The organism is Streptococcus sp. 210928-DFI.4.42 (assembly GCF_020554365.1).
In the GTDB taxonomy this organism is placed as follows: Bacteria; Bacillota; Bacilli; order Lactobacillales; family Streptococcaceae; genus Streptococcus; species Streptococcus parasanguinis_S.
Genome location: NZ_JAJCHF010000029.1, coordinates 1 through 25078, shown reverse-complemented (window position 1 = coordinate 25078; position 25078 = coordinate 1). Strand labels below are relative to the sequence as shown.

24 protein-coding genes are annotated in these 25078 nt (G+C 45.3%); 23 read left to right on the top strand and 1 reads right to left on the bottom strand.

All coding sequences use genetic code 11. From position 1 onward, the window contains the following. The first annotated feature begins 231 nt into the window (after positions 1–231). From recJ to LIZ08_RS09360, 5 genes are all read left to right on the top strand, one after another. Positions 232–2457, top strand: a complete 2226-nt coding sequence (recJ, locus tag LIZ08_RS09380) for a single-stranded-DNA-specific exonuclease RecJ (RefSeq protein WP_155172181.1) — start codon at positions 232–234, stop codon at positions 2455–2457. Continuing rightward, on the top strand, positions 2454–3047 hold the full coding sequence (locus tag LIZ08_RS09375) for a TipC family immunity protein (RefSeq protein WP_227038740.1): 594 nt from the start codon (positions 2454–2456) through the stop codon (positions 3045–3047). Before recJ ends, LIZ08_RS09375 begins: the two co-directional genes overlap by 4 nt. Positions 3048–3206: 159 nt before the next feature. Then, a complete protein-coding gene (locus LIZ08_RS09370) occupies positions 3207–3719 on the top strand; it encodes an adenine phosphoribosyltransferase (protein WP_003002788.1) in 513 nt (170 codons plus the stop codon). A 101-nt stretch (positions 3720–3820) separates the two neighbouring features. Next, complete coding sequence (gene metA, locus LIZ08_RS09365; protein WP_003011482.1) at positions 3821–4765, top strand: homoserine O-acetyltransferase MetA; 945 nt, start codon at positions 3821–3823, stop codon at positions 4763–4765. 9 nt (positions 4766–4774) lie between these two features. Beyond that, entirely contained in the window at positions 4775–5458 is a 684-nt protein-coding gene (locus LIZ08_RS09360; protein ID WP_227038739.1) for a DnaD domain-containing protein, read from the top strand. 36 nt (positions 5459–5494) lie between these two features. Here the strand turns inward: LIZ08_RS09360 and add are convergent, their stop codons facing one another. Further along, a complete protein-coding gene (gene add / locus LIZ08_RS09355; RefSeq protein WP_227038738.1) occupies positions 5495–6514 on the bottom strand; it encodes an adenosine deaminase in 1020 nt (339 codons plus the stop codon). A 137-nt stretch (positions 6515–6651) separates the two neighbouring features. On the opposite strand from add, the gene yghU reads away from it, so the two are divergent. The 18 genes from yghU (at position 6652) to LIZ08_RS09265 (ending at position 25023) form a co-directional block, all read left to right on the top strand. Further along, the gene (gene yghU, locus LIZ08_RS09350) at positions 6652–7440 is read left to right on the top strand and encodes a glutathione-dependent disulfide-bond oxidoreductase (protein ID WP_227038737.1); all 789 of its coding nucleotides are present in this window, start codon (positions 6652–6654) and stop codon (positions 7438–7440) included. 323 nt (positions 7441–7763) lie between these two features. Beyond that, positions 7764–8453, top strand: coding sequence for a tRNA (adenine(22)-N(1))-methyltransferase (locus tag LIZ08_RS09345; RefSeq protein ID WP_227038736.1), 690 nt, complete (start codon positions 7764–7766; stop codon positions 8451–8453). Beyond that, complete coding sequence (locus LIZ08_RS09340; RefSeq protein WP_227038735.1) at positions 8440–9237, top strand: Nif3-like dinuclear metal center hexameric protein; 798 nt, start codon at positions 8440–8442, stop codon at positions 9235–9237. Before LIZ08_RS09345 ends, LIZ08_RS09340 begins: the two co-directional genes overlap by 14 nt. 6 nt (positions 9238–9243) lie before the next feature. Beyond that, complete coding sequence (locus LIZ08_RS09335) at positions 9244–10335, top strand: NAD(P)/FAD-dependent oxidoreductase (RefSeq protein ID WP_227038734.1); 1092 nt, start codon at positions 9244–9246, stop codon at positions 10333–10335. Between the two features lie 549 nt (positions 10336–10884). Further along, entirely contained in the window at positions 10885–11754 is an 870-nt protein-coding gene (gene rfbA, locus LIZ08_RS09330) for a glucose-1-phosphate thymidylyltransferase RfbA (RefSeq protein WP_003011246.1), read from the top strand. After that, complete coding sequence (locus LIZ08_RS09325) at positions 11754–12347, top strand: dTDP-4-dehydrorhamnose 3,5-epimerase family protein (RefSeq protein WP_154858330.1); 594 nt, start codon at positions 11754–11756, stop codon at positions 12345–12347. Before rfbA ends, LIZ08_RS09325 begins: the two co-directional genes overlap by 1 nt. A gap of 292 nt (positions 12348–12639) precedes the next feature. Then, positions 12640–13686, top strand: a complete 1047-nt coding sequence (gene rfbB / locus LIZ08_RS09320; RefSeq protein WP_003002700.1) for a dTDP-glucose 4,6-dehydratase — start codon at positions 12640–12642, stop codon at positions 13684–13686. A gap of 126 nt (positions 13687–13812) precedes the next feature. Further along, positions 13813–14925, top strand: a complete 1113-nt coding sequence (locus tag LIZ08_RS09315; RefSeq protein WP_070595007.1) for a hypothetical protein — start codon at positions 13813–13815, stop codon at positions 14923–14925. A 141-nt stretch (positions 14926–15066) separates the two neighbouring features. Then, positions 15067–15705, top strand: coding sequence for a uridine kinase (udk, locus tag LIZ08_RS09310; protein WP_003007856.1), 639 nt, complete (start codon positions 15067–15069; stop codon positions 15703–15705). 191 nt (positions 15706–15896) lie between these two features. Next, positions 15897–16577, top strand: a complete 681-nt coding sequence (locus LIZ08_RS09305; protein WP_227038733.1) for a YoaK family protein — start codon at positions 15897–15899, stop codon at positions 16575–16577. Positions 16578–17059: 482 nt separating this feature from the next. Then, positions 17060–17557 carry a GAF domain-containing protein gene (locus LIZ08_RS09300; RefSeq protein WP_049515482.1) on the top strand — a complete coding sequence of 166 codons (498 nt, stop codon included), beginning with the start codon at positions 17060–17062 and terminating at the stop codon, positions 17555–17557. Beyond that, positions 17557–19233, top strand: coding sequence for a DNA polymerase III subunit gamma/tau (dnaX, locus tag LIZ08_RS09295; RefSeq protein WP_227038732.1), 1677 nt, complete (start codon positions 17557–17559; stop codon positions 19231–19233). Before LIZ08_RS09300 ends, dnaX begins: the two co-directional genes overlap by 1 nt. Positions 19234–19271: 38 nt before the next feature. Next, positions 19272–19469 carry a DUF3272 family protein gene (locus tag LIZ08_RS09290; RefSeq protein ID WP_195529364.1) on the top strand — a complete coding sequence of 66 codons (198 nt, stop codon included), beginning with the start codon at positions 19272–19274 and terminating at the stop codon, positions 19467–19469. 206 nt (positions 19470–19675) lie between these two features. Next, entirely contained in the window at positions 19676–20938 is a 1263-nt protein-coding gene (locus LIZ08_RS09285; protein WP_227038731.1) for an ABC transporter permease, read from the top strand. A gap of 6 nt (positions 20939–20944) precedes the next feature. Next, complete coding sequence (locus LIZ08_RS09280; protein WP_049472614.1) at positions 20945–21586, top strand: ABC transporter ATP-binding protein; 642 nt, start codon at positions 20945–20947, stop codon at positions 21584–21586. 12 nt (positions 21587–21598) lie between these two features. Then, on the top strand, positions 21599–22975 hold the full coding sequence (locus LIZ08_RS09275; RefSeq protein ID WP_155169524.1) for an ABC transporter permease: 1377 nt from the start codon (positions 21599–21601) through the stop codon (positions 22973–22975). A gap of 72 nt (positions 22976–23047) precedes the next feature. Beyond that, a complete protein-coding gene (locus LIZ08_RS09270; RefSeq protein WP_227038730.1) occupies positions 23048–23701 on the top strand; it encodes a response regulator transcription factor in 654 nt (217 codons plus the stop codon). Further along, positions 23698–25023 carry a sensor histidine kinase gene (locus tag LIZ08_RS09265; RefSeq protein WP_227038729.1) on the top strand — a complete coding sequence of 442 codons (1326 nt, stop codon included), beginning with the start codon at positions 23698–23700 and terminating at the stop codon, positions 25021–25023. Before LIZ08_RS09270 ends, LIZ08_RS09265 begins: the two co-directional genes overlap by 4 nt. Positions 25024–25078: the final 55 nt, after the last annotated feature.

Genomic DNA, 25078 nt, shown 5'->3' with positions numbered 1-25078 from the left:
TCTTGCTCGACAATCCAAAAATAATTGAGAGGCTAGGACTTTTGTCCCAGCCTCTATCTATTTGACTGACAAAAGGGGGAATAGGGATAGAGTTAAGTGATACGATAGCAACTATTTTTAAATATTTTGTATTTTCAAATATTCCAACTATTACCTGACCTTTTATTTCCCGCCATTTTTGGCTTTCATGATATAATAATCAGATAAGAAAAAGAGGAGACCAAAAGCTAGATGATCACTTCAAAATACGATTGGCAGTTAGCTTCGCCAAGTGCAGATGAGGCCTTTTTAGCCCTTGCTAAAAAAGCAGGCCTAGAAGCGTCCGTAGCAACCTTGCTGTATGAGCGTGGCATTCAGACCAAAGAGGATTTAGAAGACTTTTTAGAACCCAAGCTTGAGAAACTACACGACCCTTATTTGCTCCATGATATGGACAAGGCAGTGGGGCGCATCCGACGGGCCATCGAAGATTATGAGCAAATCTTGATTTATGGTGACTATGATGCGGACGGGATGACCTCGGCCTCCATTATGAAGGAAACCTTGGAGCAGATGGGAGCAGAGGTGCAAGTCTACCTACCCAACCGCTTCACAGACGGCTATGGTCCCAATGAGAGTGTCTACAAATACTTTATCGAGCAACAAGGTATTTCCTTGATTATTACGGTGGACAATGGGGTTGCGGGCAATCAAGCCATTGCCATGGCTCAAGCGATGGGAGTCGATGTCATCGTGACCGACCACCACTCTATGCCAGAGGTTTTGCCAGATGCTTATGCGATCATTCATCCGGAGCATCCAGATGCGGATTATCCCTTCCATTATCTAGCAGGATGTGGTGTTGCCTTTAAGTTGGCCTGTGCCCTCCTAGAGGAAGTACCAGTCGATCTCTTAGACCTGGTAGCAATTGGGACCATTGCTGACATGGTGAGCCTGACAGATGAGAATCGGATCCTGGTCAAATACGGTCTGGGTGTTCTCCAACATACCCAGCGCATGGGCTTGCAGGAGCTCTTGGAGATCGCAGGGATTCGTCCGGAGGATGTCAATGAAGAAACGGTTGGTTTTCAGATTGCTCCTCGTCTCAATGCCCTTGGCCGCCTCGATGATCCCAATCCGGCCATTGAACTCCTGACTGGCTTTGACGATGAAGAGGCGCACGAGATTGCCCTCATGATTCATCAAAAGAATGAAGAACGAAAAGAGATCGTCCAAGCTATCTATGACGAAGCCAAAACCATGGTCGACCCAAGTTTGTCCGCCCAAGTCTTGGCCAAAGAAGGCTGGAATCCAGGGGTCCTTGGTATTGTAGCTGGTCGTTTATTGGAAGAGCTTCATCAGCCAGTTGTTGTTTTAAGCATTGAAGATGGGCGGGCTAAAGGAAGCGCTCGGAGTCCTGAGTCGGTCAATATCTTTGAGGCCCTCGATCCCCACCGGTCGCTCTTTGTCGCCTTTGGCGGGCATGCCGGTGCAGCAGGGATGACGCTTGAGGTGGACCAACTCCCTGCCTTGTCTCGGGCTCTTACGGATTACATTAGAGAGCAAGAGATTGATCTCAGTAGCAAGTCTAGCCTAGCCATCGATGAGGAACTACATCTAACAGAACTAACGCTTGAGACCTTGAAAAACTTTGATCGCTTGAGCCCTTTTGGCATGGACAATAAAAAACCAGTCTTTCTGGTCCGTAATTTCAAGGTAGAAGGGGCACGCTCGATGGGAGCTGGCAATACCCACTTGAAACTCAAGATCTCTCAAGAAGATGCGACCTTTGAGGTGGTTGCCTTTGGCTTGGGAAGTTTAGAGGCAGAGTTTGCGCAAGCGCAAGACCTAGAGCTAGCCGTGCAGTTGTCGGTCAACCAATGGAATGGCCAAACAACCCTTCAGCTCATGTTGGTTGATGCGCGTGTGGACGGCGTGCAGCTCTTTAATATCCGCTCTAAAAATGTCAGCCTCCCCGCAGGTGTTCCCGTTCTGGATTTTACTAAAGAATTGCCAGATCTATCTGGGGCATCCGCTGTGGTGGTTGGAAATATCCCAGAGGATATAGAGCAACTACGGCAAATCTTCCAAGAGCATGATTTGCAAGCCGTCTATTTCAAAAATGAGATCTCCAAAGCCTACTATCTGACAGGATACGGTAGCAGGGACCAGTATGCCAAGCTCTATAAGACCATCTACCAGTACCCAGAGTTTGATGTCCGCTACAAACTCAAAGACCTAGCAGCCTATCTCAAGATCCAGCAGATCCTCTTGGTCAAAATGATTCAGATCTTCCAAGAGCTGGGCTTCGTGACCATTGAAAATGGCATCATGAAGGTCAATAAAGAAGCAGAAAAACGAGAAATCGCAGAGAGCAGCATCTACCAAAACCTCAAACAAACCGTTAAAGAACAGGAGTTGATGGCCCTTGGAACGGTTCGTGAAATCTACGACTACCTGACAGGTCAGGCCTCATGAAAAAACACCTAAAAAAATTTCTCTGGCTCACTCCTATCCTACTTTTTTGCCTTTATTGGTTGGGAATCTACCTGAGCTTGAAGAACCCCATGGAAGAAATTAACTACTCCGAAAATGGTGGGATGATGCGCTATGTGATGTTTAAGCCCTTTACAGAAACGATAGGAAATGATGGTATCTGGAAAGAAGATGAGGGATTTCAAACCTACCCTTATTCAAAAGGAATTGTTGATGGAAACGAAGACCAGTCCGTGATGATGTTTAGAGGAACTCCCAACTGGACCTATATGTATGATTTTAAATTGGAAAAAGGTGTGACACTCGGATTTATATTTAAATACGACTCGTCAAAAAAGCTGTCTTTTCAGAAGGAGGTCTACCTTTCTAAAGAAGATACTACCTACGAGGGCCAGCAACTCCTTGATCAACTTGCCACCTATGGCAAAGACCGGACTTGGTTGAAAAAGCAAAGTAAGAAAGTCGCCGAACAATATATTCTTGGTACCTGGTTCAAAAATGGAAGCTCCCGTTATTCCCTGAAAAACTTGGGAGATATGAAAATCGAGTACAACAAATTGATAGAAGAATAGTAAGTTTTTTTAGAACTCAATCCCACATCTTTTTTCGGATGTGGGATTTTTGCTTTTGACGCGGGAGCTTGGGAAAATGATTTGGCAAAAAATGATGCAAGTTAGTGGAATTCATGATATAATGGAATGTAAAAAATTTTTTATGAAAGAAAGTTAACCATGAATTTAAAAGATTACATTGCAAGCATTGAAAACTATCCACAAGAAGGTATTACCTTCCGTGATATCAGCCCTTTGATGGCAGATGGCAATGCTTATAGTTATGCGATTCGTGAAATCGTTCAATACGCGACGGATAAGAAAATCGACATGATCGTTGGTCCTGAAGCGCGTGGGTTCATCGTTGGATGTCCGGTCGCTTTTGAGTTGGGAATTGGATTTGCGCCTGTTCGTAAGCCTGGTAAATTGCCACGTGAAGTCATCTCTGCTGACTACGAAAAAGAATACGGTGTGGATACCTTGACCATGCACGCCGATGCTATCAAACCAGGTCAACGCGTTCTCATCGTCGATGACCTCTTGGCAACAGGTGGTACGGTGAAAGCAACCATCGAAATGATCGAAAAACTCGGTGGAGTAGTTGCAGGTTGTGCCTTCTTGATCGAGCTCGATGATCTTAAAGGCCGCGAAGCGATCGGCGATTACGACTACAAAGTCTTGATGCATTACTGATATAGTCTAATACTATAACTGGCTACAGAAAAACCATAATTGAAAACTATAAGCTCCTATCATATAATGTTAGTTAAGAACTTGTAAGATGGGAGCTTTTTATGCCAATTACTCTAGATAAAAAATTACCAGCAGTCGATATCCTTCGTTCAGAAAATATTTTTGTCATGGATGATGTTCGGGCGACTCACCAGGATATTCGGCCGATGAATGTTCTCATTCTTAATCTGATGCCGACCAAGGTTGCGACAGAAACCCAGCTCTTACGGCTCCTTGCCAACACGCCCTTGCAGATCAATGTTGATTTCCTCTACATGGCCAGCCATGAATCCAAGAATACAGCGGCTGAGCATTTGGAGAGCTTCTACAAGACCTTTGAGGATATCAAGGATAATTACTATGACGGCTTGATTGTGACAGGAGCGCCTGTCGAAAAGATGGACTTTGAAGAAGTAGACTACTGGGAAGAATTAACCCAGGTCTTTGAATGGTCTAAACGGCATGTCTTTTCTACCTTGCACCTTTGTTGGGGAGCCCAGGCTGGACTGTACCACCGTTACGGGATTCAAAAAGTAGAGCTCTGTGACAAGCTATCGGGTATCTATGACCAAGCAGTGGTGCGTCCCGATAGTCTGCTCATGAGAGGCTTTGACGATCGCTTCCTTGCCCCTCATTCCCGCTATACAGATATTCCTTTGAAGGAAGTCCTTGAAAAGAGCAATCTTCAAGTGATCGCGCAAGGAAATGAAGTTGGGCTTTCCATCATCGCTAGTCCAGATATGCGTGAGGTCTATAGCTTTGGCCATCTGGAATATGATCGCGATACGCTGGCAAAAGAATACCACCGAGATGTCAAGGCAGGTTTGGATCCGGACGTTCCCAAGAATTACTTTGATGGGGATGACGCTAATACAGAGCCTCGCATTCGTTGGAATCTAGCTGCGACGACCTTCTTTAGTAATTGGATCAACTATGCGGTTTATCAAGAAACACCTTACCGCTTGGAAGAATTGGAAAAAGATATTTCATTTTATGGTTACCTATAAAGGGGAATTATGACATATTCACAAGCATTTAAGTATGGCAACTTGGTTCTTCCAAGTGCCTTGCTTTTTCATTATCATGAATTGTTTGACCAAGCAGATGACTACTTGGTTTGGCAGTTTTTCTTCCTTCAAAATACGACCGGTCAAGAGACCTTGACTCCTAATCAGATTGCTAGTCATCTGGGAAAAACGGTGACAGAAGTCAATCGGATTATGTCCAATTTGACCACCAAGGGACTTCTTCAATATCGGACCATTGAGCTCAATGGAGAAATTGAGGCCATCTTTGATGCGACCATTGCCCTGGAACGCTTGGATGAAATTTTAGAGGCTCAGACACAAGGGAAGACACAGAGTGCTCCTGCCAAGGGAAATGTCATCAAGGACTTGGTGGAAACCTTCCAACAAGAACTGGGACGACTATTGACACCTTTTGAGATTGAAGACTTGACCAAGACCGTGCGCGAAGATCAGACAGATCCAGATGTGATCAAGGCAGCGCTACGAGAAGCCGTCTTTAACGGCAAGCCTCACTGGAAATATATCCAAGCCATTTTGCGAAACTGGCGCAGTGAAGGCATCAACAGTCTGGTCCAAGTAGAGGCGAAACTACAAGAACGCGAGCAAGCCAACCCACGCAATGTGACGATTTCAGACGATTTCTTACAGGCCATGGATTTATGGAAGGATTAAAAAGACTAGCACTCTTAAAGTGCTAGCTTTTTTTGTTTATAAATAGTCCGCGTAAGCTTTTTCTAATTTGGTGAGGAGTTCTTGTTTTTCCTCGTCACTAGCAAAGGAAGCCTGGATGGCATCGACATTGTGCTGGTAAAAGTCAGCTTCCTTGGTTTGGAAATGCTGATGGTAGAGGGCATATTCCTTGGTCAAATCCGTATCAGATACAGTCCGGTTATCAGTATTGATACTGATCCGAGCTCCGGCTGCCTTCATCTTCAGATAAGGGAAATCCTCTATAGTCGGTGCGGCTTTTGTCTGTAAGTTGCTGGTCAAGCAGAGTTCACCCGTGACCCCATTGTCAATAAAGGATTGGAGTAAGGCTGGTTCATGAGATAGAGCTGTCACGTGGCCATTGCGTTTGATGCCAAATGCAATCGATTGGGCTACAAAGTGTGGGCAATGACACTCACCTGCGTGAAGTGTCATAGGACGATGGTAACTCTTGACTTGCTCAATTAGAGGTCGAATATCTTCTGGAGAGTAGTTGTGCTCATCACCAGCGAAGTCAAAGCCGACAAATTCCTGATCCCTAACTTGGTTGGCTTCTGCCAGGATGCGAGAGGTGAGTTTTGGATCGGACTGGCGCATGCCACAAACAAGGGCTTTGGCTGTAATGCCAAATTCATCCTGGGCTTGGCGCAATCCTTCACAGACAGCATCGATGGTCTCTGGGACGGTAAGTCCTTGGTCCATGGATAATTCTGGGGCAAAACGAACCTCGATGTAGAGGACATTCTCCAGAGCCGCTTGCTTAGCGACATCGTAAGCAGCAAGGGTCAGGGCTTCCTTGGTTTGAAGGAGCGGGCGAATGTAATCAAAGGCCTCTAAATAGTCCAAGAGATTCTCACAGTGGGCAGGGGCGGTGACATGGTGCTTGAGCTCTTCATCGCTAGCAGGTAGGTCAATATTGGCCAGAACTGCCAATTGGCGAATGATTGGAAGAGACAAGGAACCGTCTAAGTGACAGTGGAGTTCCGTCTTTGCCAAACTATGAAAATCGATCATGGACATGGTTTTCTCCTTAAAATTGTATTTTTTCTATACTATCATTTTGACCAGAAAAGTCAAGTAAAGCTAGCATAGCAGATTTTTGAAACTAGCGCCTGGATTTGATATGCTAGTACTAGCTTAGAAAAAGGAGAACAGAGATGTCAGACTATCAATTACCAGAAGTATGGGAAGCACCGAGTCAAATGGGAGGAGCCTGGGGAGGTTTGAACCAACCAACAGCAGGTGCCCGCTTTGAACAAAGACTTCCAAAAGGTGATCAGCCTTTCCAACTCTATACCCTTCCAACCCCAAATGGGATCAAGGTGACTATTATGCTAGAGGAATTGAAAGAGCTGGGAGTGGATGCGGGCTATGACGCTTATCGCATCAAGATTGGTGATGGGGATCAATTCGGCAGTGACTTTGTAGCCATCAATCCAAACTCGAAAATTCCAGCCATGTTGGATCAATCAGGTGACCAAGCCATTCGGGTCTTTGAATCAGCCAATATTCTCTTGTATTTAGCAGAGAAATTTGGACAATTGATTCCGACAGATCCTGCTAAACGGACAGAAGTGCTCAACTGGCTCTTCTGGCAGACAGGGGCTGCACCATTTTTAGGGGGAGGCTTTGGTCACTTCTTCCATTATGCGCCTGAGAAAATCGAGTATGCCATCAATCGCTTTGCCATGGAAGCCAAACGCCAATTGGACCTACTGGACAAGGAATTGGCGACCAAACCTTATATTGCAGGAGATGACTACACCATAGCGGATATTGCCATCTGGTCTTGGTATGGCCGTCTAGCCCAAGACAAGGTCTGGGATCGTGCTGGAATTTTCCTAGATGTGAAGGAATACAAACATTTGCAAGCTTGGACAGAGAAAATTGCTAATCGCCCAGCAGTGCAACGTGGCTTGGAAGTGGAATATAAGGAAATTGACTAAAGTCTAAGCATAGATAATTCAATTGTATTGAGATTTTCCTTAGGTGAGTCCGGACGTCAGCGAACTTCGTAGAAGTTCCATGACTTAGTTTTGAACCTAAGGTTTCAAAACTCCCGAGTGCATGAAACAAAATAGTTCCATGCACTTTTCTCACTGCGGAAAACTCAATACGTATTTTATTAGCTCCAAAAATAAGAGATTTCTCAACTTATATATCTAGCTAGAACAATATAGAAGCAATTTGACAAGGCGCCGTCGCGCCTTTTTTTAATGCTGCAAACATGGTATACTAAAGGGTGGAATAAAAGTATAGAAAGAAACACATGGAATTTACAAAATTATCAAATCGCTTGGACTTGGTGGCTAGCTTCGTCCCAGAAGGAGCGCGTCTGTTAGATGTGGGAAGTGACCACGCTTATCTCCCAATCGCTCTTTTACAGGGAGGCAAGATTGAGGCTGCTATTGCAGGGGAAGTGGTTGAGGGACCTTATCAGTCTGCCCTGCAAAATGTTGCCGATAATGGTTTAGAGGACAAGATTGAAGTCCGCCTAGCTAATGGCTTGGCTGCATTTGAACCAACAGATAGTATTTCCTGCATCACCATCGCAGGAATGGGCGGGCGCTTGATTGCGGATATCCTAGCAGCAGGTCTCGAGAAATTAGCCGGTGTCTCTCGCTTGGTCTTGCAGCCCAATAATCGAGAGGATGAACTGCGGGCTTGGTTAGTGGACCATGATTTTCGCCTTGTTGATGAAGCTATCTTGGAAGAAAATGAGAAGTTCTATGAGATCCTCGTGGTGGAACAGGGTTCTCAAGAGTTGTCAGCCAAGGAACTACGCTTTGGTCCCTATTTGATGCTGGAACAAGCTCCAGCCTTTGTCCAAAAGTGGTCCAAGGAAGTGGAGAAATTGGCCTTTGCCTTGGAGCAAGTCCCAGTTGAGAATCAATCTGCCAGAGCATCGTTAGAAGAGCGCATCGCACAAATCAAGGAGGTTCTACATGTTAGCAAGTGAAGTCATCAAACGCTATGAAGCATACTGTCCTCAGGAATTGTCCATGGAGGGAGATGTCCGTGGCTTACAGGTCGGTACGCTACAAAAAGATATCCATAAGGTCATGATAGCCTTGGATATCCGGGAGCAGACGGTGGCTGAAGCCATCGCTCATGGAGTGGACTTGATCATCGTCAAGCACGCGCCTATTTTCCGTCCCATCAAGGATTTGGTAGCTGATCGGGCTCAAAATCAGATTTATATTGACCTGATCAAGCATGATATCGCTGTCTACGTCAGCCATACCAATATTGACATTGTCCCAGATGGTCTCAACGATTGGTTCTGCCAGCTCTTGGACATTGAAAATACAGAGCCCCTCAGTTTGACGAGAGAAGGGCTCGGAATTGGTCGCATCGGTCGGGTAGCTACTCAAACCTTTGGCCAGTTGGCTAGCAAGGTCAAAGAAACCTTTGGCTTAGATGCTTTGCGCTTGGTCAGTTATGATCAGGCTGACCTGGATCGGGTCATTGAGTGCGTCGCCATCTGTGGAGGAAGTGGCCAGTCCTTTTACAAGGATGCTCTCGCCAGGGGAGCAGAGGTCTATATCACAGGAGATATCTACTATCACACGGCTCAGGACATGCTGAGCGATGGTCTCCTGGCCTTGGATCCAGGACACCATATCGAAGTTCTTTTTGTGTCAAAATTAGTAGAAAAGCTCAATCAGTGGAAGGCTGAAGAAGTGTGGGAGATTGAGGTGATTGGCAGTCAAGCCAGCACCAATCCTTTTTATCATATCTAAGGGGTCATGATGAAAGTTGCCATTATTGGTGCAGGGATCGTGGGATCTACTGCAGCCTATTATTTATCTAAAGAAGCACAGGTGAATGTGACCGTCTATGACCATGGAGTGGGCCAAGCAACTAAGGCGGCGGCAGGCATTATTAGCCCTTGGTTTTCCAAGCGGAGAAATAAAGCCTGGTATCGCCTGGCTCGTCTGGGAGCAGATTTTTACCAAGAATTGGTAGAAGATCTGGCCAAGGACGGAATTAAAACAGATTTTTACCAGCAGACCGGTGTCTATCTCCTCAAGAAAAATGAGGAAAAATTAGAGGAACTCTATCAGTTGGCGCTGAGCCGTCGGGAAGAATCTCCCTTGATTGGAGACTTGGCGATTTTAACCAAAGAAGAAGTAGCCCAGCAATTCCCAGGTCTGCAAGGTTTTGAGAAGCTGGTCTATGCATCAGGTGGAGCCCATGTAGAAGGAGCTCTTCTGACGGAAACCCTTCTTCAGGCAAGTGGGGCAAGAGTGGTCCAGGAAGAGGCTACCCTCTCAGTCTCAAGTGATGGCTATCAGATTGCTGGTGAAAACTATGACCAAGTCATCCTAGCAACAGGGGCCTGGCTGGGGCAAATCCTCGATCCACTTGGCTACCAAGTCGATGTCCGTCCCCAAAAAGGACAGTTGAGGGATTATCAGCTAGAGCTAGATACTGATGACTATCCTGTTGTCATGCCGGAAGGAGAGCTGGATATCATTCCATTTCAGCAGGGCAAGATCAGTATGGGAGCCACCCATGAAAATGAGATGGGCTTTGACCTGACGGTGGATCAAGCTCTGCTAAATCAGATGGAAATAGAAGCTCTGTTTTACTATCCAGAACTAGCTCAAGCGGAAGTCGTCGGGGAGCGCGTGGGAAGTCGTGCCTACACCAGTGATTTTTCACCATTTTGGGGAGCTGTTCCTGATCGAGCAGGCCTCTATGTCGCTAGTGGACTTGGTTCGTCTGGCCTCACAACAGGTCCCATCATTGGGTGGCACCTGGCCCAACTAGTGGTAGGAGGAAAGGTGCGCTTAGATTCAGCGGATTATCCAGTTGAACAATATGTGAAGAAGTAGGCTGGGACAAAAGTCCTAGCCTCTCAATTGTCTTTGGATTGTCGAGCAAGACGCAATAAAGAGTATGAAGTTAGCCTTATAAAGACCTTGAAGAATTCTTACGAGGGTATTGAGGAGATTGAGATTATAAATCCATCCTATAGCTCCATTCCTTCAGAAGCATGGGGAGCTGAGGTGAAACTCACATTTGTTGACGGGACTTGCAAGAAACATGTATTAGCTTATGATAAAGATGCGAATAAAATTAAGATAGGGGTCTATCATAATGAAGATGAGGAATTTCAGAGCTTTATGGATTCTAGGAGAGGAACGACAAAATCAAGAGTAAGGGTAAGATATTCGGATGGTTCAGAAGAGAAGCAGTGATCAGTGAATAAAAGTATATCAATGAGATTTAGTCCGAGCGTCCTATTTGAATCACTATAATGAAGATCGTTAACGAGACTTTTTCTCACAACCTGTCATCACCTTGTAACACAAATGCAAGGTGACTTTTTTATATAAACATGATAAAATAAGGGTAATGACTACGTAGAAAGGCCTACCATTATGAAAGGTATTATTTTAGCAGGGGGCTCAGGAACTCGCTTGTATCCATTGACACGAGCGGCTTCTAAACAGTTGATGCCCATTTATGACAAACCAATGATCTACTATCCGCTGTCAACCCTTATGTTGGCTGGGATCAAAGACATCCTGATCATCTCGACTCCTCAAGACCTTCCTCGTTTTGAAGAGCTTCTTGGAGATGGTTCTGAACTAGGAATTTCTCTCTCTTATGCAGAGCAACCAAGTCCAGATGGTTTGGCGCAAGCCTTCATCATCGGAGAAGACTTTATCGGTGACGATCATGTTGCCCTCATCCTTGGGGATAATATCTTCCACGGAAATGGCTTAACCAAGATGTTGCAACGGGCAGAAGCCAAAGAAAAAGGTGCGACTGTCTTTGGTTACCAAGTCAAAGATCCAGAACGCTTTGGTGTGGTAGAGTTTGACGCGGATATGAACGCTATCTCTATCGAAGAAAAACCAGAACATCCAAAATCCAACTTTGCGGTGACAGGACTTTACTTCTATGACAACGATGTGGTAGAGATTGCCAAAAACATCAAACCAAGTCCTCGTGGAGAGCTTGAAATCACAGATGTCAACAAGGCTTATTTGGAGCGTGGAGATCTTTCTGTTGAGCTCATGGGCCGTGGTTTTGCTTGGTTGGATACAGGAACTCACGAAAGTCTCTTGCAGGCTTCTCAATATATCGAGACTGTTCAACGTTTGCAAAACGTCCAAGTTGCCAACCTTGAAGAAATCGCCTATCGCATGGGCTATATTACCAAAGAGCAAGTCTATGAATTGGCACAACCTCTGAAGAAAAATGAATACGGACAATACTTGCTCCGTTTGATTGGAGAAGCTTAATGACAGAACAATTTTTCGGAAAAGAATTAGCAGCCCGCAAGATTGAAGCCATCCCTGGTTTGATGGAGTTTGATATTCCAGTCCATGGGGACAATCGTGGCTGGTTCAAGGAAAACTTTCAAAAGGAAAAAATGCTTCCTCTTGGATTCCCTGAAAGCTTCTTTGCGGAAGGCAAGTTACAAAACAACGTTTCTTTTTCACGCAAGCATGTCTTACGTGGTCTGCATGCAGAACCTTGGGACAAGTACATCTCTGTAGCAGATGAAGGAAAGGTTCTTGGAACTTGGGTAGACCTTCGCGAAGGCGATACCTTTGGGAATACCTACCAAACTGTGATTGATGCTTCAAAAGGCATCTTCGTACCACGTGGCGTAGCCAATGGTTTCCAAGTCTTGTCTGACAAAGTAGCCTACAGCTATTTGGTCAATGATTACTGGGCATTGGAACTCAAGCCAAAATATGCTTTTGTCAACTATGCAGACCCAAGTCTAGACATCCAGTGGGAAAATTTGGAAGAAGCAGAAGTCTCAGAAGCAGACAAGAATCACCCATTGCTCAAAGACGTCAAACCCCTAAAAGCAGAAGATTTGTAAGAATGAAGCTCTTAAAACAATCAAGAACATCATTATATAGTTTTTAGCTTTGCTATAAACGAGCGAAGCGAGCTATATGCTTAGCTTTCCGCCGTGAGAAAAGCACCTGAACCATTGTGTTTCAGGTGCTCGGAAGTTTTGAGACACTAGGCTCAAAACTTAGTCATGGAACTTCCTGGATTGCTGAAATCATCCACTGGATAATTTCACCTAACGTCCGTACTCACCTAAGGAAAGCTAAAAAAAGATTGATTTAAGGAACAATCAAAACTAAAAATTATTTGGAGAAAAAATGTCAGAATATAAACATATCATCGTAACCGGTGGAGCTGGTTTCATCGGTTCAAACTTCGTACACTATGTCTACAACAACCATCCAGACGTGCATGTGACTGTCCTTGATAAACTTACTTATGCTGGAAACCGTGCCAATATCGAAGAAATCCTTGGAGATCGTGTTGAGTTGGTTGTGGGAGACATCGCTGATGCTGAATTAGTTGACAAATTGGCTGCCAAGGCTGATGCGATTGTTCACTATGCGGCAGAAAGCCACAATGACAACTCCCTCAAAGACCCATCTCCATTTATCTACACAAACTTTGTTGGAACATACACACTCTTGGAAGCGGCTCGTAAATACGACATTCGTTTCCACCACGTGTCAACAGACGAAGTGTATGGAGACCTTCCATTGCGCGAAGATCTTCCTGGACATGGGGAAGGTCCTGGTGAAAAATTCACTGCTGAAACAAAATACAACCCATCATCACCTTATTCATCAACCAAGGCTGCTTCAGACTTGATCGTGAAGGCTTGGGTTCGTTCCTTTGGTGTTAAAGCAACGATTTCTAACTGTTCAAACAACTACGGGCCATACCAACACATCGAAAAATTCATCCCACGTCAAATCACCAATATCTTGTCTGGCATCAAGCCAAAACTTTATGGTGAAGGGAAGAACGTCCGTGACTGGATCCACACTAACGACCACTCAACTGGTGTTTGGGCTATCCTCACTAAAGGCCGTATTGGTGAAACTTACCTGATCGGTGCCGATGGTGAAAAGAATAACAAAGAAGTGCTGGAGTTGATCCTTGAAAAAATGGGTCAACCAAAAGACGCCTACGACCGTGTAACAGACCGTGCTGGTCACGATTTGCGTTATGCCATCGATTCAACCAAATTGCGTGAAGAATTAGGTTGGGAACCACAATTCACAAACTTTGAAGCAGGTTTGGAAGATACCATCAAGTGGTACACAGACCACCAAGACTGGTGGAAGGCTGAAAAAGAAGCTGTAGAAGCCAACTATGCGAAAACACAAAAAGTTTTGAAATAATGAAGAAGGTCCAAGTGGAAAATCACTTGGACTTTTTTCAGATATTTTTCTGAAAATCAAAAAATTAACCATTGATTTGTGGTATAATATGGTTAGTTTTTATGATGAATCAATAAGGGGGATATGATGAATCAAAACGATTGGGTTGAATACTTTGAAGCGGTCAATGGTCGCAAGCCAAGTATGCAAGAATTTCAAGAAGCGCGTGAAAAAGGGGAGTTTGTCGTAGAGCGAAAAGAAGAGCCGACTCCAGCAACTGAGGCGCAGGCTCCAACGACAGAGGCACCAGCTCCAGCTCAAGAAGCACCTGTTGCACCTAGTGCGCCTCTTTCACAAGAGCAGCCAGCTGTTGTCCAACCGCAGCCATCGGCGAAAACCTTACAACCTGTTCCAAGACCGAAAAAATTGACATTTTCTTTTAATAAACAAACCCAAATTGGGGCTGCAGTTGCGGGACTTGTCGCAGTGATTGCCTTTGCTTGGTTCTTTTTCTTTTCAGGTGGGCCAAGTCTAGATGGTGTTTGGTTGAGAAATACGGATTCTAGTCCGATCACTTATGAACTAAGTGGAAAGAAACAAAAAGTCAATGGTAGCGAGACCATCAAAAAGGTTCTCAAGGGCAATGAAGCGAAAAAAGAATTTAATACCGCACTTTCTTTGTTAAATTCGACAGACTTGCATTCACTTGCGGATGTCGATAAGAAATTTAACCTGAAGACAACAGAAATAGTTGTGATTAAGTCTGGTGGGAACACGCGCTATAACTTGCTCCAAAAAGACGGAAGCAATATTATTTTAAGAAATGATTTATTCGACTTGAAAACTTATAAATCATACGAAGGAAACTTTGAAGATAATTTGGTCTATCACAAGGTTGAAACACCAAAGGCCATGGTTGGAAAGTGGAAGAATGTGACAGAAGGAGATAATACAACTGTTCAGATTTCAGATCATGGAATTATAAGTGATAAGTATTACGATAACAAGGCTTACGCATTCTATTCTCTAGCTGATCAAGAAAAGTATGATGGAGACACGACTTCTAAAGAAGAGATTGAACACACATTTGAAGTCATTCAAGAAGCGGTGAAATCAGAAGGCTATCAAGTGAAGAGCGCTAAGGAAGTCTATATACAAGCTAATTCAAATTATTGTTTCGTACCTGTCAACGGTGGAAAAAACATACTCGTCTTACGTGGTGGTAATGAATTTGCCGCAAAATTAGAAAAAGTAAAATAATGAAAGGACCGCAAGGTCCTTTTTGTTTCCAAACTTCTTAATGAAAAACTATTCATGTCTAGGCAAAAATATGGTAAAATGGATAAGATGTGTCTGAGATGACTATTTCTTCTCAGACGACTACAGGTAATGGAGTAGAAAATGCAAAATAGACCTATTATTATTGGTGTTACTGGTGGTTCTGGTGGTGGAAAGACCAGTGTGTCTCGTGCCATTTTGGCCAATTTCCCGAATGAAAAGATTGCCATGATTGAGCATGATTCTTATTACAAGGACCAAAGTCATTTGACCTTTGAGGAGCGGATCAAGACCAACTATGACCATCCTTTTGCCTTTGATACGGACTTGATGATTGCGCAGATCAATGAACTCTTGGCAGGTCGTCCAGTGGATATCCCAACCTATGACTATGCAGAGCATACACGCAGCAGCAAGACCTATCGTCAGGAACCTCAAGATGTCTTTATCGTGGAAGGGATCTTGGTCCTTGAAGACAAGCGCCTTCGAGACTTGATGGATATCAAGATCTTTGTGGATACGGATGATGATGTTCGGATCATTCGCCGGATCAAGCGCGATATGGAGGAGCGTGGCCGGAGTCTCGATAGTGTCATTGAGCAATACCTTGGTGTGGTAAAACCGATGTACCACCAGTTCATTGAGCCTACCAAGCGCTATGCGGATGTGATTATTCCTGAGGGCGTGACCAATACAGTTGCGATTGACTTGATCACAACCAAGATTGAGAAAATCCTCAACGAGGCGCGTGAGGGAAAATAAAGATAGGGAGAAAGAGGACAATCGATCTCCATCGTTTATCATTAGTTGGAATAATTGAATGTCGCAGTAGTTGGTGAGACTCTTCATTCGCTAAAAGACTCGAAAGAGTTCTCAATCAACTTCGCGGGAGTGGTACCAGAAATGTTATGTAACATTTGTACCACTCCCTCTTTTTCCTAGGGAGAATGGAAATGAAAAGGGAGTTTCATTCGCGGACCAAGGCGTTCGCTTGTTTATTGACCATGTGTGCTGGTTTTTCAGATGCTTATACCTTTATTTGTCGGGGTGGGACCTTGGCGGCAGGCCAGACGGGAAATGTGGTTTTTCTATCGGTTGGTTTGATCGGCCAGCAGATCTCAGATGTAGAAGTGAAGTTAGCCACGATGCTGGCCTTTATGCTGGGGATCTTTTTAATGACGGTCTTGCGTCGCTTGATTGATAATTCAGTCTGGCGCTTGAGTACCCTAGTGCCCTATATCCTCACAACTTTGGTGACGGGATTTTTGCCAGCATCGGTAAAAAATGTCTTCATCGTGCCTTTTTTTGGCCTGAGTTTAGGAATCGTAGCGACCTCATTTGGAGAAGTAGGTAGCTATGCCTACAACCACTCTTTTATGACCGGAAATCTCAAGAAAACCATGGTAGCTTATGGAAATTTTGTTAGAGACAGGGAGATGAAATTCCTTTGGGAAGCCATCTTTATGACTTGCTTGATCGGGAGTTTTGTCTTTGGGGCCATTTTTTCGACCTACTTGATCCAGTTTTATGGATTAGAGACCATCTGGCTGGTATCCATTATCTTGACTATCTTTTTAATCTATCGTGCCATTCAGTATTTTGAAGTCTTTCACTTCAATCGGCGACATGAATAGATAAAATAATTTTTAGAAGAATGAGTTAAATGATTCTGCAAAGAAATAAAACTGAGATTTCATTTTTAAAATGAATCAAGAATATATTGAAACTTTCCGCCGTGAGAAAAGTGCTAGAAACAAAATTGTTTCTAGCACTCGGAATTATTGAGACCTTAGGCTCAATAATTAGTCATGGAACTTCTTTGAAGTTCGCTGACGTCCGTCCTCACCTAAGGAAAGTTTTTCAGATAACTTTATCTATATTCCAGAGGCTGGGACAAAAGTCCTAGCCTCTCAATTGTTTTTGGATTGTCGAGCAAGACGCAGTGGTTGAGTGGGCTCTACTACGCTGATTTCATCAGCTTTTACAGCCCTACTCAACTGTGCGGAGGTGGGACGACGAAATCGAATTCTAACGAATGACCGATTTCTGTCCCACTCTCTTTTCTTTCGCTGTTTGAAGCTTAATTTTTGGGCAAAGATTTGGTATAATGAAAGGTATGAAACATTCGGAAAAAGAATCACAATACCAACTTTTACTGGCACAGTTAGACGCTCTCTTAACAGGTGAAAGCAATGCCTTGGCCAATTTGTCTAACGCCAGTGCCCTCTTAAATCAAGCCCTGCCTCGTTCTGTCTTTGCGGGTTTTTATTTGTATGACCAGTCAGAATTGATCTTGGGACCCTTTCAGGGGGGCGTCTCTTGTGTCCACATCGCACTTGGAAAGGGTGTCTGTGGAGAAGCAGCTCAAAAGCAGGAAACCATGATTGTCGATGATGTCCGCCAACATGCCAACTATATTTCCTGTGATAGCCGGGCCATGAGTGAAATTGTGGTACCTATGGTCAAGGACGGTCAGCTCCTTGGGGTATTAGACCTGGACTCAGAATGCGTCTCTGACTACGATCAGCTGGATCAAGAGTATTTGGAAGAGTTTGTCGCTCTCTTGATCGAAAAGACAAACTGGGACTTTAAGATGTTTGGAGTTAAGAACTAATGTATCAAGCTTTATATCGGAAATACCGTAGCCAGACCTTTGGTCAATTGGTCGGCCAGCAAGTGGTGGCACGGACTTTGAGACAGGCAGTGGAGCAGGACAAGATCAGCCATGCCTATCTCTTTTCTGGACCTCGTGGAACTGGGAAAACGAGTGTGGCCAAGATCTTTGCTAAGGCCATGAACTGTCCCAATCAAGTCAATGGGGAGCCGTGTAACAACTGCTATATCTGTGAATCCATTACCAATGGGAGTCTAGAAGATGTCATCGAGATTGATGCGGCCTCCAACAATGGGGTCGATGAAATTCGGGACATTCGCGACAAATCCACCTATGCTCCGAGTCTAGCCAAGCACAAGGTCTACATTATCGATGAGGTCCATATGCTCTCAACAGGGGCCTTTAACGCCTTGTTGAAGACACTGGAAGAGCCCACGGAAAATGTGGTCTTTATCCTTGCAACAACGGAATTGCACAAAATTCCAGCCACTATTCTGTCACGGGTGCAACGCTTTGAATTCAAATCCATCAAACTACCGGATATCGTTCACCATTTGGAAAGCATCTTAGCTACAGAAGGCATTGCCTATGAAGCAGATGCTGTCCAGATCATTGCTCGGCGCGCTGAAGGTGGGATGCGGGATGCCTTGTCCATTTTGGACCAAGCCCTGAGTCTGACTGCGGGTAGTGAGTTGACGACAGCAATCGCTGAAGAGATTACTGGCTCCATCAGTCTAGCTGCGCTCGATCAGTACGTGGCTGCCATCCTGGCTCATGATGCGACAGCGGCGCTGGATCAGCTAGCGATTATCTTTGATAATGGGAAGAATATGGCCCGCTTTGTTACGGACTTACTTCAATATCTGAGAGATCTCTTGATTGTCCAGACAGGCGGAGAAAACACTCACGCTAGTGACTTATTTGCGGCGAATCTTGAAGCCGATCAAGCCCGTCTTTTTGCCCTGATTGACCAGGCGACGACTAGTCTAGCGGATATCAAAAATAGCCTGCAACCGCGTATCTATACTGAAATGATGACCATTAAATTGGCTGAAAGCACGGGCCAAGTTTCTAACTCAGCTGCTCTGGAGGTTCCTTCCAATGTGCTAGCTCAGCTGGAAGACTTAAAAAAGGAAGTCGCACAGCTCAAGCAACAGTTAGCGCAATCAGGTAGCAGTCTTCCTGCTTCAAAACCAGCAGTAGCTCGCCCAACCAAGTCGAGCAAGGGCTACCGTGCAGATCGAAACAAGGTCAACGCGATCTTGCAAGAGGCGGTTGAAAACCCAGAGTTGGCACGGACCAACTTGATCCGTCTTCAGAATGCTTGGGGGGAAATCATCGAGAGCTTGGCAGGTGCGGATAAGGCCCTCTTAATCGGATCCCAGCCGGTCGCTGCCAATGAGAACCATGCGATTTTAGCCTTTGAGTCTGCCTTTAATGCCGAACAGACCATGAAGCGGGACAACCTCAATACCATGTTTGGAAATATCCTCAGCAATGCTGCTGGCTTCTCACCAGAGATTTTAGCGGTTTCGATGGAAGAATGGACCCAAATTCGGGCAGAGTTTTCGGCTAAGGCGCGTGGGCAAAAAGCGGAAGTGGTGGAAGAAGAGGAAAGCGTCATCCCTGAGGAATTTCACTTTTTATCCGATAAAATCACCCTGCAAGACGATTAATACATGAATTTTTTACTGAATCATGGTAAAATAATTTTATGAATAGAAAACAATTTGCAGTGATAGCAGTCTTTACTGCTATGGAGACTTATTTTTTCAATGAAGCGACTATGGCGGGTCAAATGCTCTTTGCATGTTTTTGGGCCCTCTTGATCTTGCGCAATCTCCAGACGGCCTATATGGTGGAGAAAATTGCTAGTGCCATTGAAAAAGAAATTAAGAAGAGAAGAAAATAAAACCTTTGAAAAGGAATCCTTTTTCAAAGGTTTTTTCTATGGCTATAGATAAAGTAACTCTAAACGACTGTTCAGTTTTCCTAGATTTTTCTAGGAAATTTTTTCTATTTCATAAACATTTCACATTTCTTTTCTATAATAACTATAACAAATGATGAAAGCGTCCACATTGTATCGCCGTGGACCTTGAAATGGAGGGTAAGATCATGCTCTTACAACAGGCAATCGCCTATATTTCTCGGAAAAGAACGAGGAATCTGGTTCTCTTTCTGATTCTCCTCTTGATCCTCTCTTGCTTGTATTTCTGTTTTTCACTGATGCAAGTGGGTGAAAGGTTGGAGGACCATATCAAACAGTCGGCTGGGACCAGTTTTGCCCTGACCAGTAAGCAAGGGGATACTCCCTTTGCTCTGAAGGAAGCTGAAAAGGTGCAGCAACTAGCTGGGGTGGGAGCTATGGTTCCTCAATATGAAAGTCCCGTTCGCATTCTTGGTAAAGAAGCGGTGACGGGACAGCAGTCGGTGGAGCGAGACGATTTGGGGCAGGAAGCCAAGCAAGCGCTAGGCGCTGTCTTTACCCAGAAGACAGACCAGCACCTGGATTTCCGGAGTAGCAGTTTCCAACTGGTGCAAGGCAAGCACTTATCCGACAAGGCTCGCGGCCAGATCTTGATCCACCAAGAGTTGGCTAAGAAGAACAAGCTAAAGGTCGGAGATTCCTTGACCTTATCCAGCTTTCAGATGGGGGAGACTCCCGCCAAAGAGCAAACCTTTAAAATCATAGGGATCTTTTCGGGTAAGAAACAGGAAAAATTCACAGGGATGACCTCTGATCTGAGTGAAAACCAAGTCTACCTCCCTTATGAGGATGCGACCAAGCTCCTAGGTCTCAGTCAGCAAGAAGTGACCCAGGTCACCTTTGGCGTCAAAGATCCTGAGAAAATCGATGCCCTCTTGAAGCAAGTTAAAAGCTTGGATCTGGATTGGCAGTCTCTACGTTTGGTCGAAGATCGCAAGGCCTTTGACCAGATGAAGGAATCCTCTCAGACCCTAGAAGGCCTGGTGCGGATCATGATGATCGTCCTCCTGGTGACGGGAGCCGGTGCCCTATCGCTCTTACTCAGTCTCTGGACACGGGAGCGGATCCATGAAATCGGGGTGCTTTTATCCATTGGGAAGAGCAAGGGCCGGATCTTTAGACAGTTCCTTTTGGAAGTGGTGCTGGTATCCTTACTAGCAGTGATCCCAGCCTTTCTCATCGGGCGGATGGTCAGCCATCGTTTCTTAGAGCAGTTTGTCGGACAGACGGGTCAACAGCAGACCCTAGACTTGCTCAACCAAGTCCCTCAAGGCCTTTCCTTAGGAATCGCCTATGCTAGCCTCTTGTGCTTGATCCTTCTGTCGCTCGGTGTAACGACTAGCATGATCTGGCGCAAGACCCCAAAAGAAATATTAACAAAAATGAGTTAAGGAGAAATGACATATATGCTAGAACTCAAACATGTATCCTATAGTTACCAAAGCTACCAAGAAGAGATCTTCTCAGACGTGAACTATCAGTTCAAAAATGGGACTTTTTACAGCATTATCGGTCAGTCTGGAGCAGGGAAATCAACCCTCCTATCCCTCTTGGCTGGTCTGGACAATCCCAAGAAGGGACAGGTTCTCTTTGATGGGGAGGACATCCAGACCAAAGGGTCTAGCTACCACCGCAAGCACCATGTCTCCCTGGTCTTTCAGAATTACAATCTGATTGACTATTTGACGCCACTTGAAAATGTTCGCCTGGTCAACAAACAAGCTGGGAAAGACATTCTCTTGGAGTTGGGATTGGACGAAACGCAAATCAAACGCAATGTCCTACAACTATCCGGCGGGCAGCAACAACGGGTGGCCATTGCGCGTGCGCTTGTTTCAGAAGCACCTGTCATCTTAGCAGATGAGCCGACAGGAAACTTAGATGAACAGACAGCTGGTGATATCATTGCCATTTTGAAGAAGTTGGCCAAGGAACGCCAAAAATGTGTCATCGTCGTCACCCACAGTAAGGAAGTGGCAGAGGCCTCCGATGTGGTCTTGGAATTGAGTCGCCGTAGCCTCGTTGAGAAGAGTAAGTAAGGAGGGAATGTTATGTTGCGCAATGCTTTTGCTTATATCACACGTAAATGGCCCAAGTCCCTCTTGCTCTTTGCCATCATTCTCCTCATGGTGACCTTGAGCTTGATCGGACTCTCCATGAAGGGAGCGACCCAAAAAGCTTCGTCGGAAAGCCTGGGATCCATCACTAATAGCTTCTCCATGCAGATCAACCGCAGGACCAATCCAGGAACCCCACGGGGAGCTGGGAATCTCAGAGGAGAAGATATCGAAAAAATCAGCCAGGTAGAGGGGATCACTTCCTCCATCAGGCGGATCAATGCCATCGCAGATATCCTAGACCACGAGATCATTGAGACTGAAGAAACCCTGCAAAATCAATCTCCAGAGCGGGCCAAATACTTTAAAAACACCCTGATGGTGACGGGGGTCAATGACTCTTCTAAAGAAGATAAGTTTGTCTCTGGAGCCTACAAGCTGGTCCAAGGGGAGCACTTGACAGACAAGGACAAAAACCAAATCCTCATGCACGAAGATTTGGCGAAAAAGAATGGCCTCAAGGTAGGTGATAAGGTGCGTCTCAAGTCTAATCTCTACGATGCTGACAATGAAAAAGGGGCTAATGAAACTGTCGAAGTGACCATTAAGGGTCTGTTCTCAGGGAAGAACCAAGCTCCTCTAACCTACGCCCAAGAGTTGTATGAAGATACCCTCATTTCTGACCTGGATACAGCTGCCAAGCTCTACGGCAATACTGTTCAAACAGCTACCTATGAGGATGCGACCTTCTTTGCCAAGGGGGATCAGGACCTGGATCAATTGATCGAAAAAATCAAAGCACTCGACATTGACTGGAACCTCTATGACTTGGTTAAGAGCTCTTCCAACTACCCGGCCTTGCAAAAATCCATCAGCAGCATGTTCCAAGTGGCGGACTACTTGTTTATCGGTAGCCTCATCTTTGCTAGCTTGCTTCTCACCCTTCTCCTCGTCTTGTGGCTCAATGCCCGTCGCAGAGAAGTGGGTATCTTGCTAGCTCTGGGACTCTCCAAGGTGCAGATTGCAGGGCAATTCGTGGCAGAATTGGTCATGATTTCCATCCCCGCCTTCCTCCTCTCCTATGGAGTTGCAGGACTTCTTGCCAAAACAGTCGGAGATACGGTACTCAAGAACGTAACCAGTGGCATTGCCAAACAAATGGCTCAAGAATCCTCTGCAGCCAACCTTGGTGGAGGAGCTGAGGCAGAAAGCTTCAGTAAGACCCTGACGGACCTCCATATGGATATCCAACCGAGTCAATTGTTGGTAATTGTTTTGGTTGGCGGCCTCCTCTTGATTCTCGTATCCATCCTTTCTTCTCAATGGCTCTTGCATAAGAAACCAAAAGATCTCTTGGTGGATGTCGAATAAGAGATTGTTTCCTAAAATAGAAATAGGGTATAATAGGAGGTAGAAGAAGTTTCTTAGATAAAAGGAAAGTGTATGAAGATACTAATCGTAGAAGATGAAGTCCTGATTCGCGAAGGGATGAGCGACTATCTCATGGAATGTGGTTATGAAGTCTTTGAAGCAGGTAATGGGCAGGAGGCCCTGGACCTCTTTCACAGAGAGGCGCCAGATCTGGTCTTGCTGGATATCCAGCTCCCTATCCTCAATGGCTTGGAGGTCCTTAAGACCATCCGGAAGACCAGCTCAGTCCCTGTCCTCATGCTGACGGCCTTCCATGATGAGGACTATAAGTTGACAGCCTTTGGAGAGTTGGCAGATGGCTATCTGGAAAAACCCTTCTCCTTGTCCCTCTTGAAGGTCCGTATCGAAGCTATTTTTAAAAAGCTTCAACCTTCCCGGGTCTTCACCTATGGAGAGGCACGGGTGGATTTTGAGAGCTACACAGCCAGCCTAGCAGGCCAAGCCATTTCCATGAATGCCAAGGAGTTGGAAATATTGGAATACTTGCTCCAGCATGAGGGCAAGGCCCGGACCCGCTCTCAGATCCTCGATGCCGTCTGGAAGGAGACGGAGGAGATTCCTTTTGACCGGGTGATCGATGTCTATATCAAGGAACTACGAAAAAAACTAGAGCTGGACTGTATCGTTACGGTACGCAATGTCGGCTATAAATTGGAGAGACCATGACCAAACGGAGTATCTTTGCAAAAATCTTTCTGATCACCTTTGCCCTTTTTAGTAGCTTAGTCATCCTTCTACATGCTTCGGTTTACTTTATTTTTCCATCGACCTATATCGAGTCCCAGCGCCAGACAATTTTGAAGAAATCGCAAGCCCTGGCTATGAGTTTCCAGGGTCAGGAAGAAGGGACCATTGAGTCGGTCATCGACCTTTATTCCAAGACCAATGATATCAAGGTCTCGATTAAGGGCAAGGAAAAACAAAATGCCCTAGAGGTCAAGGATGACCTGCTCGTGAACCCTGATAGCCAGAATAATTCCCTGGTCATTGAAGAGCGAAAGATTCAGACTAAGGAAGGGAAAGACTTGACCTTGCAATTCTTAGCGACCGTCGATTCGCAAAAGGAAGCGCGGGACATCAGTCTGGGCTTCCTTCCTTATAGTCTTCTGGCTTCCTTTGTTCTGTCACTCCTTGCCTCCTATCTCTATGCCCGCCTGATTTCTGCTCCGATCCTGGAGATCAAGCAGATGACCAAGCGGATGAAGCGCTTGGATCGAACAGCCAGTCTTCCTATTCACTCACAGGATGAGATCGGCGTTCTCAAGCAACAGATCAACGATCTCTATCACCATCTCCTAGAGGTGATCGACAATCTAGAGCAGCAGAAACAGGAGAATCTGAAGTTGGAGCAGATGAAGGTCGAATTCCTACGGGGAGCCTCGCATGAGCTCAAGACGCCTCTGGCCAGCTTGAAGATTATCCTAGAAAATATGCGGGATAAGATCGGCCGCTACAAGGACCGGGACCGCTATCTGTCGGTCTCCCTCGATATCGTCGATGAGATGAACCAGATCGTCCTAGAAATCCTGTCCCTGTCCTCTGTCCAAGAATTGGCCGGAGACAAGGAATGGATCCAGTTGGATCAGGTCGTAGAGCAGATCCTCGACCAGTACAAGGTCTTGGCTCAATCTCGCTCGCTCATGATTGACAATCAAATCCCTGACAAAGCCGTCTATATGGACCCAGCAATTCTAAAATTGGTTCTCTCAAATGTTATCAGTAATGCCGTCAAACATTCGGATGCCGGTGGAGAGATCCACCTCCGTCTCGAAGAGGAAGGGACGCACTTGGCGATTGAAAATACCAGCCAGGAAATGGTAGAGACTGCTGAAATGCCAATGACCGCTAGCCGTCAGAAGAAGGAAGGTGGTCTGGGACTCTTTGTGGTCCAACACTTGCTAGACCATGAAGAGCTGGCCTACCAATTTGATAAAACGGCTATGGGCTTGCGCTTCCGTATGGAACTGCCCAAGGAGCCACAAGAATAAAAAAATAGAGAGTGGGACAGAAATCGGTAATTCGTTAGAATTCGATTTCGTCGTC

What these genes read in the sequence shown, in the direction of transcription:
- LIZ08_RS09315 (WP_070595007.1), top strand. Translation starts at nt 13,813, where the DNA reads ATGAATCAAAACGATTGGGTTGAATACTTTGAAGCGGTCAATGGTCGC.
- udk (WP_003007856.1), top strand. Translation starts at nt 15,067, where the DNA reads ATGCAAAATAGACCTATTATTATTGGTGTTACTGGTGGTTCTGGTGGT.
- LIZ08_RS09290 (WP_195529364.1), top strand. Translation starts at nt 19,272, where the DNA reads ATGAATAGAAAACAATTTGCAGTGATAGCAGTCTTTACTGCTATGGAG.
- LIZ08_RS09360 (WP_227038739.1), top strand. Translation starts at nt 4,775, where the DNA reads ATGACATATTCACAAGCATTTAAGTATGGCAACTTGGTTCTTCCAAGT.
- LIZ08_RS09300 (WP_049515482.1), top strand. Translation starts at nt 17,060, where the DNA reads ATGAAACATTCGGAAAAAGAATCACAATACCAACTTTTACTGGCACAG.
- rfbA (WP_003011246.1), top strand. Translation starts at nt 10,885, where the DNA reads ATGAAAGGTATTATTTTAGCAGGGGGCTCAGGAACTCGCTTGTATCCA.
- LIZ08_RS09340 (WP_227038735.1), top strand. Translation starts at nt 8,440, where the DNA reads ATGTTAGCAAGTGAAGTCATCAAACGCTATGAAGCATACTGTCCTCAG.
- metA (WP_003011482.1), top strand. Translation starts at nt 3,821, where the DNA reads ATGCCAATTACTCTAGATAAAAAATTACCAGCAGTCGATATCCTTCGT.
- LIZ08_RS09275 (WP_155169524.1), top strand. Translation starts at nt 21,599, where the DNA reads ATGTTGCGCAATGCTTTTGCTTATATCACACGTAAATGGCCCAAGTCC.
- LIZ08_RS09370 (WP_003002788.1), top strand. Translation starts at nt 3,207, where the DNA reads ATGAATTTAAAAGATTACATTGCAAGCATTGAAAACTATCCACAAGAA.
- LIZ08_RS09270 (WP_227038730.1), top strand. Translation starts at nt 23,048, where the DNA reads ATGAAGATACTAATCGTAGAAGATGAAGTCCTGATTCGCGAAGGGATG.
- add (WP_227038738.1), bottom strand. Translation starts at nt 6,514, where the DNA reads ATGTCCATGATCGATTTTCATAGTTTGGCAAAGACGGAACTCCACTGT.
- LIZ08_RS09305 (WP_227038733.1), top strand. Translation starts at nt 15,897, where the DNA reads ATGAAAAGGGAGTTTCATTCGCGGACCAAGGCGTTCGCTTGTTTATTG.
- LIZ08_RS09345 (WP_227038736.1), top strand. Translation starts at nt 7,764, where the DNA reads ATGGAATTTACAAAATTATCAAATCGCTTGGACTTGGTGGCTAGCTTC.
- rfbB (WP_003002700.1), top strand. Translation starts at nt 12,640, where the DNA reads ATGTCAGAATATAAACATATCATCGTAACCGGTGGAGCTGGTTTCATC.
- LIZ08_RS09285 (WP_227038731.1), top strand. Translation starts at nt 19,676, where the DNA reads ATGCTCTTACAACAGGCAATCGCCTATATTTCTCGGAAAAGAACGAGG.
- recJ (WP_155172181.1), top strand. Translation starts at nt 232, where the DNA reads ATGATCACTTCAAAATACGATTGGCAGTTAGCTTCGCCAAGTGCAGAT.
- LIZ08_RS09265 (WP_227038729.1), top strand. Translation starts at nt 23,698, where the DNA reads ATGACCAAACGGAGTATCTTTGCAAAAATCTTTCTGATCACCTTTGCC.
- LIZ08_RS09325 (WP_154858330.1), top strand. Translation starts at nt 11,754, where the DNA reads ATGACAGAACAATTTTTCGGAAAAGAATTAGCAGCCCGCAAGATTGAA.
- yghU (WP_227038737.1), top strand. Translation starts at nt 6,652, where the DNA reads ATGTCAGACTATCAATTACCAGAAGTATGGGAAGCACCGAGTCAAATG.
- LIZ08_RS09280 (WP_049472614.1), top strand. Translation starts at nt 20,945, where the DNA reads ATGACATATATGCTAGAACTCAAACATGTATCCTATAGTTACCAAAGC.
- LIZ08_RS09335 (WP_227038734.1), top strand. Translation starts at nt 9,244, where the DNA reads ATGATGAAAGTTGCCATTATTGGTGCAGGGATCGTGGGATCTACTGCA.
- LIZ08_RS09375 (WP_227038740.1), top strand. Translation starts at nt 2,454, where the DNA reads ATGAAAAAACACCTAAAAAAATTTCTCTGGCTCACTCCTATCCTACTT.
- dnaX (WP_227038732.1), top strand. Translation starts at nt 17,557, where the DNA reads ATGTATCAAGCTTTATATCGGAAATACCGTAGCCAGACCTTTGGTCAA.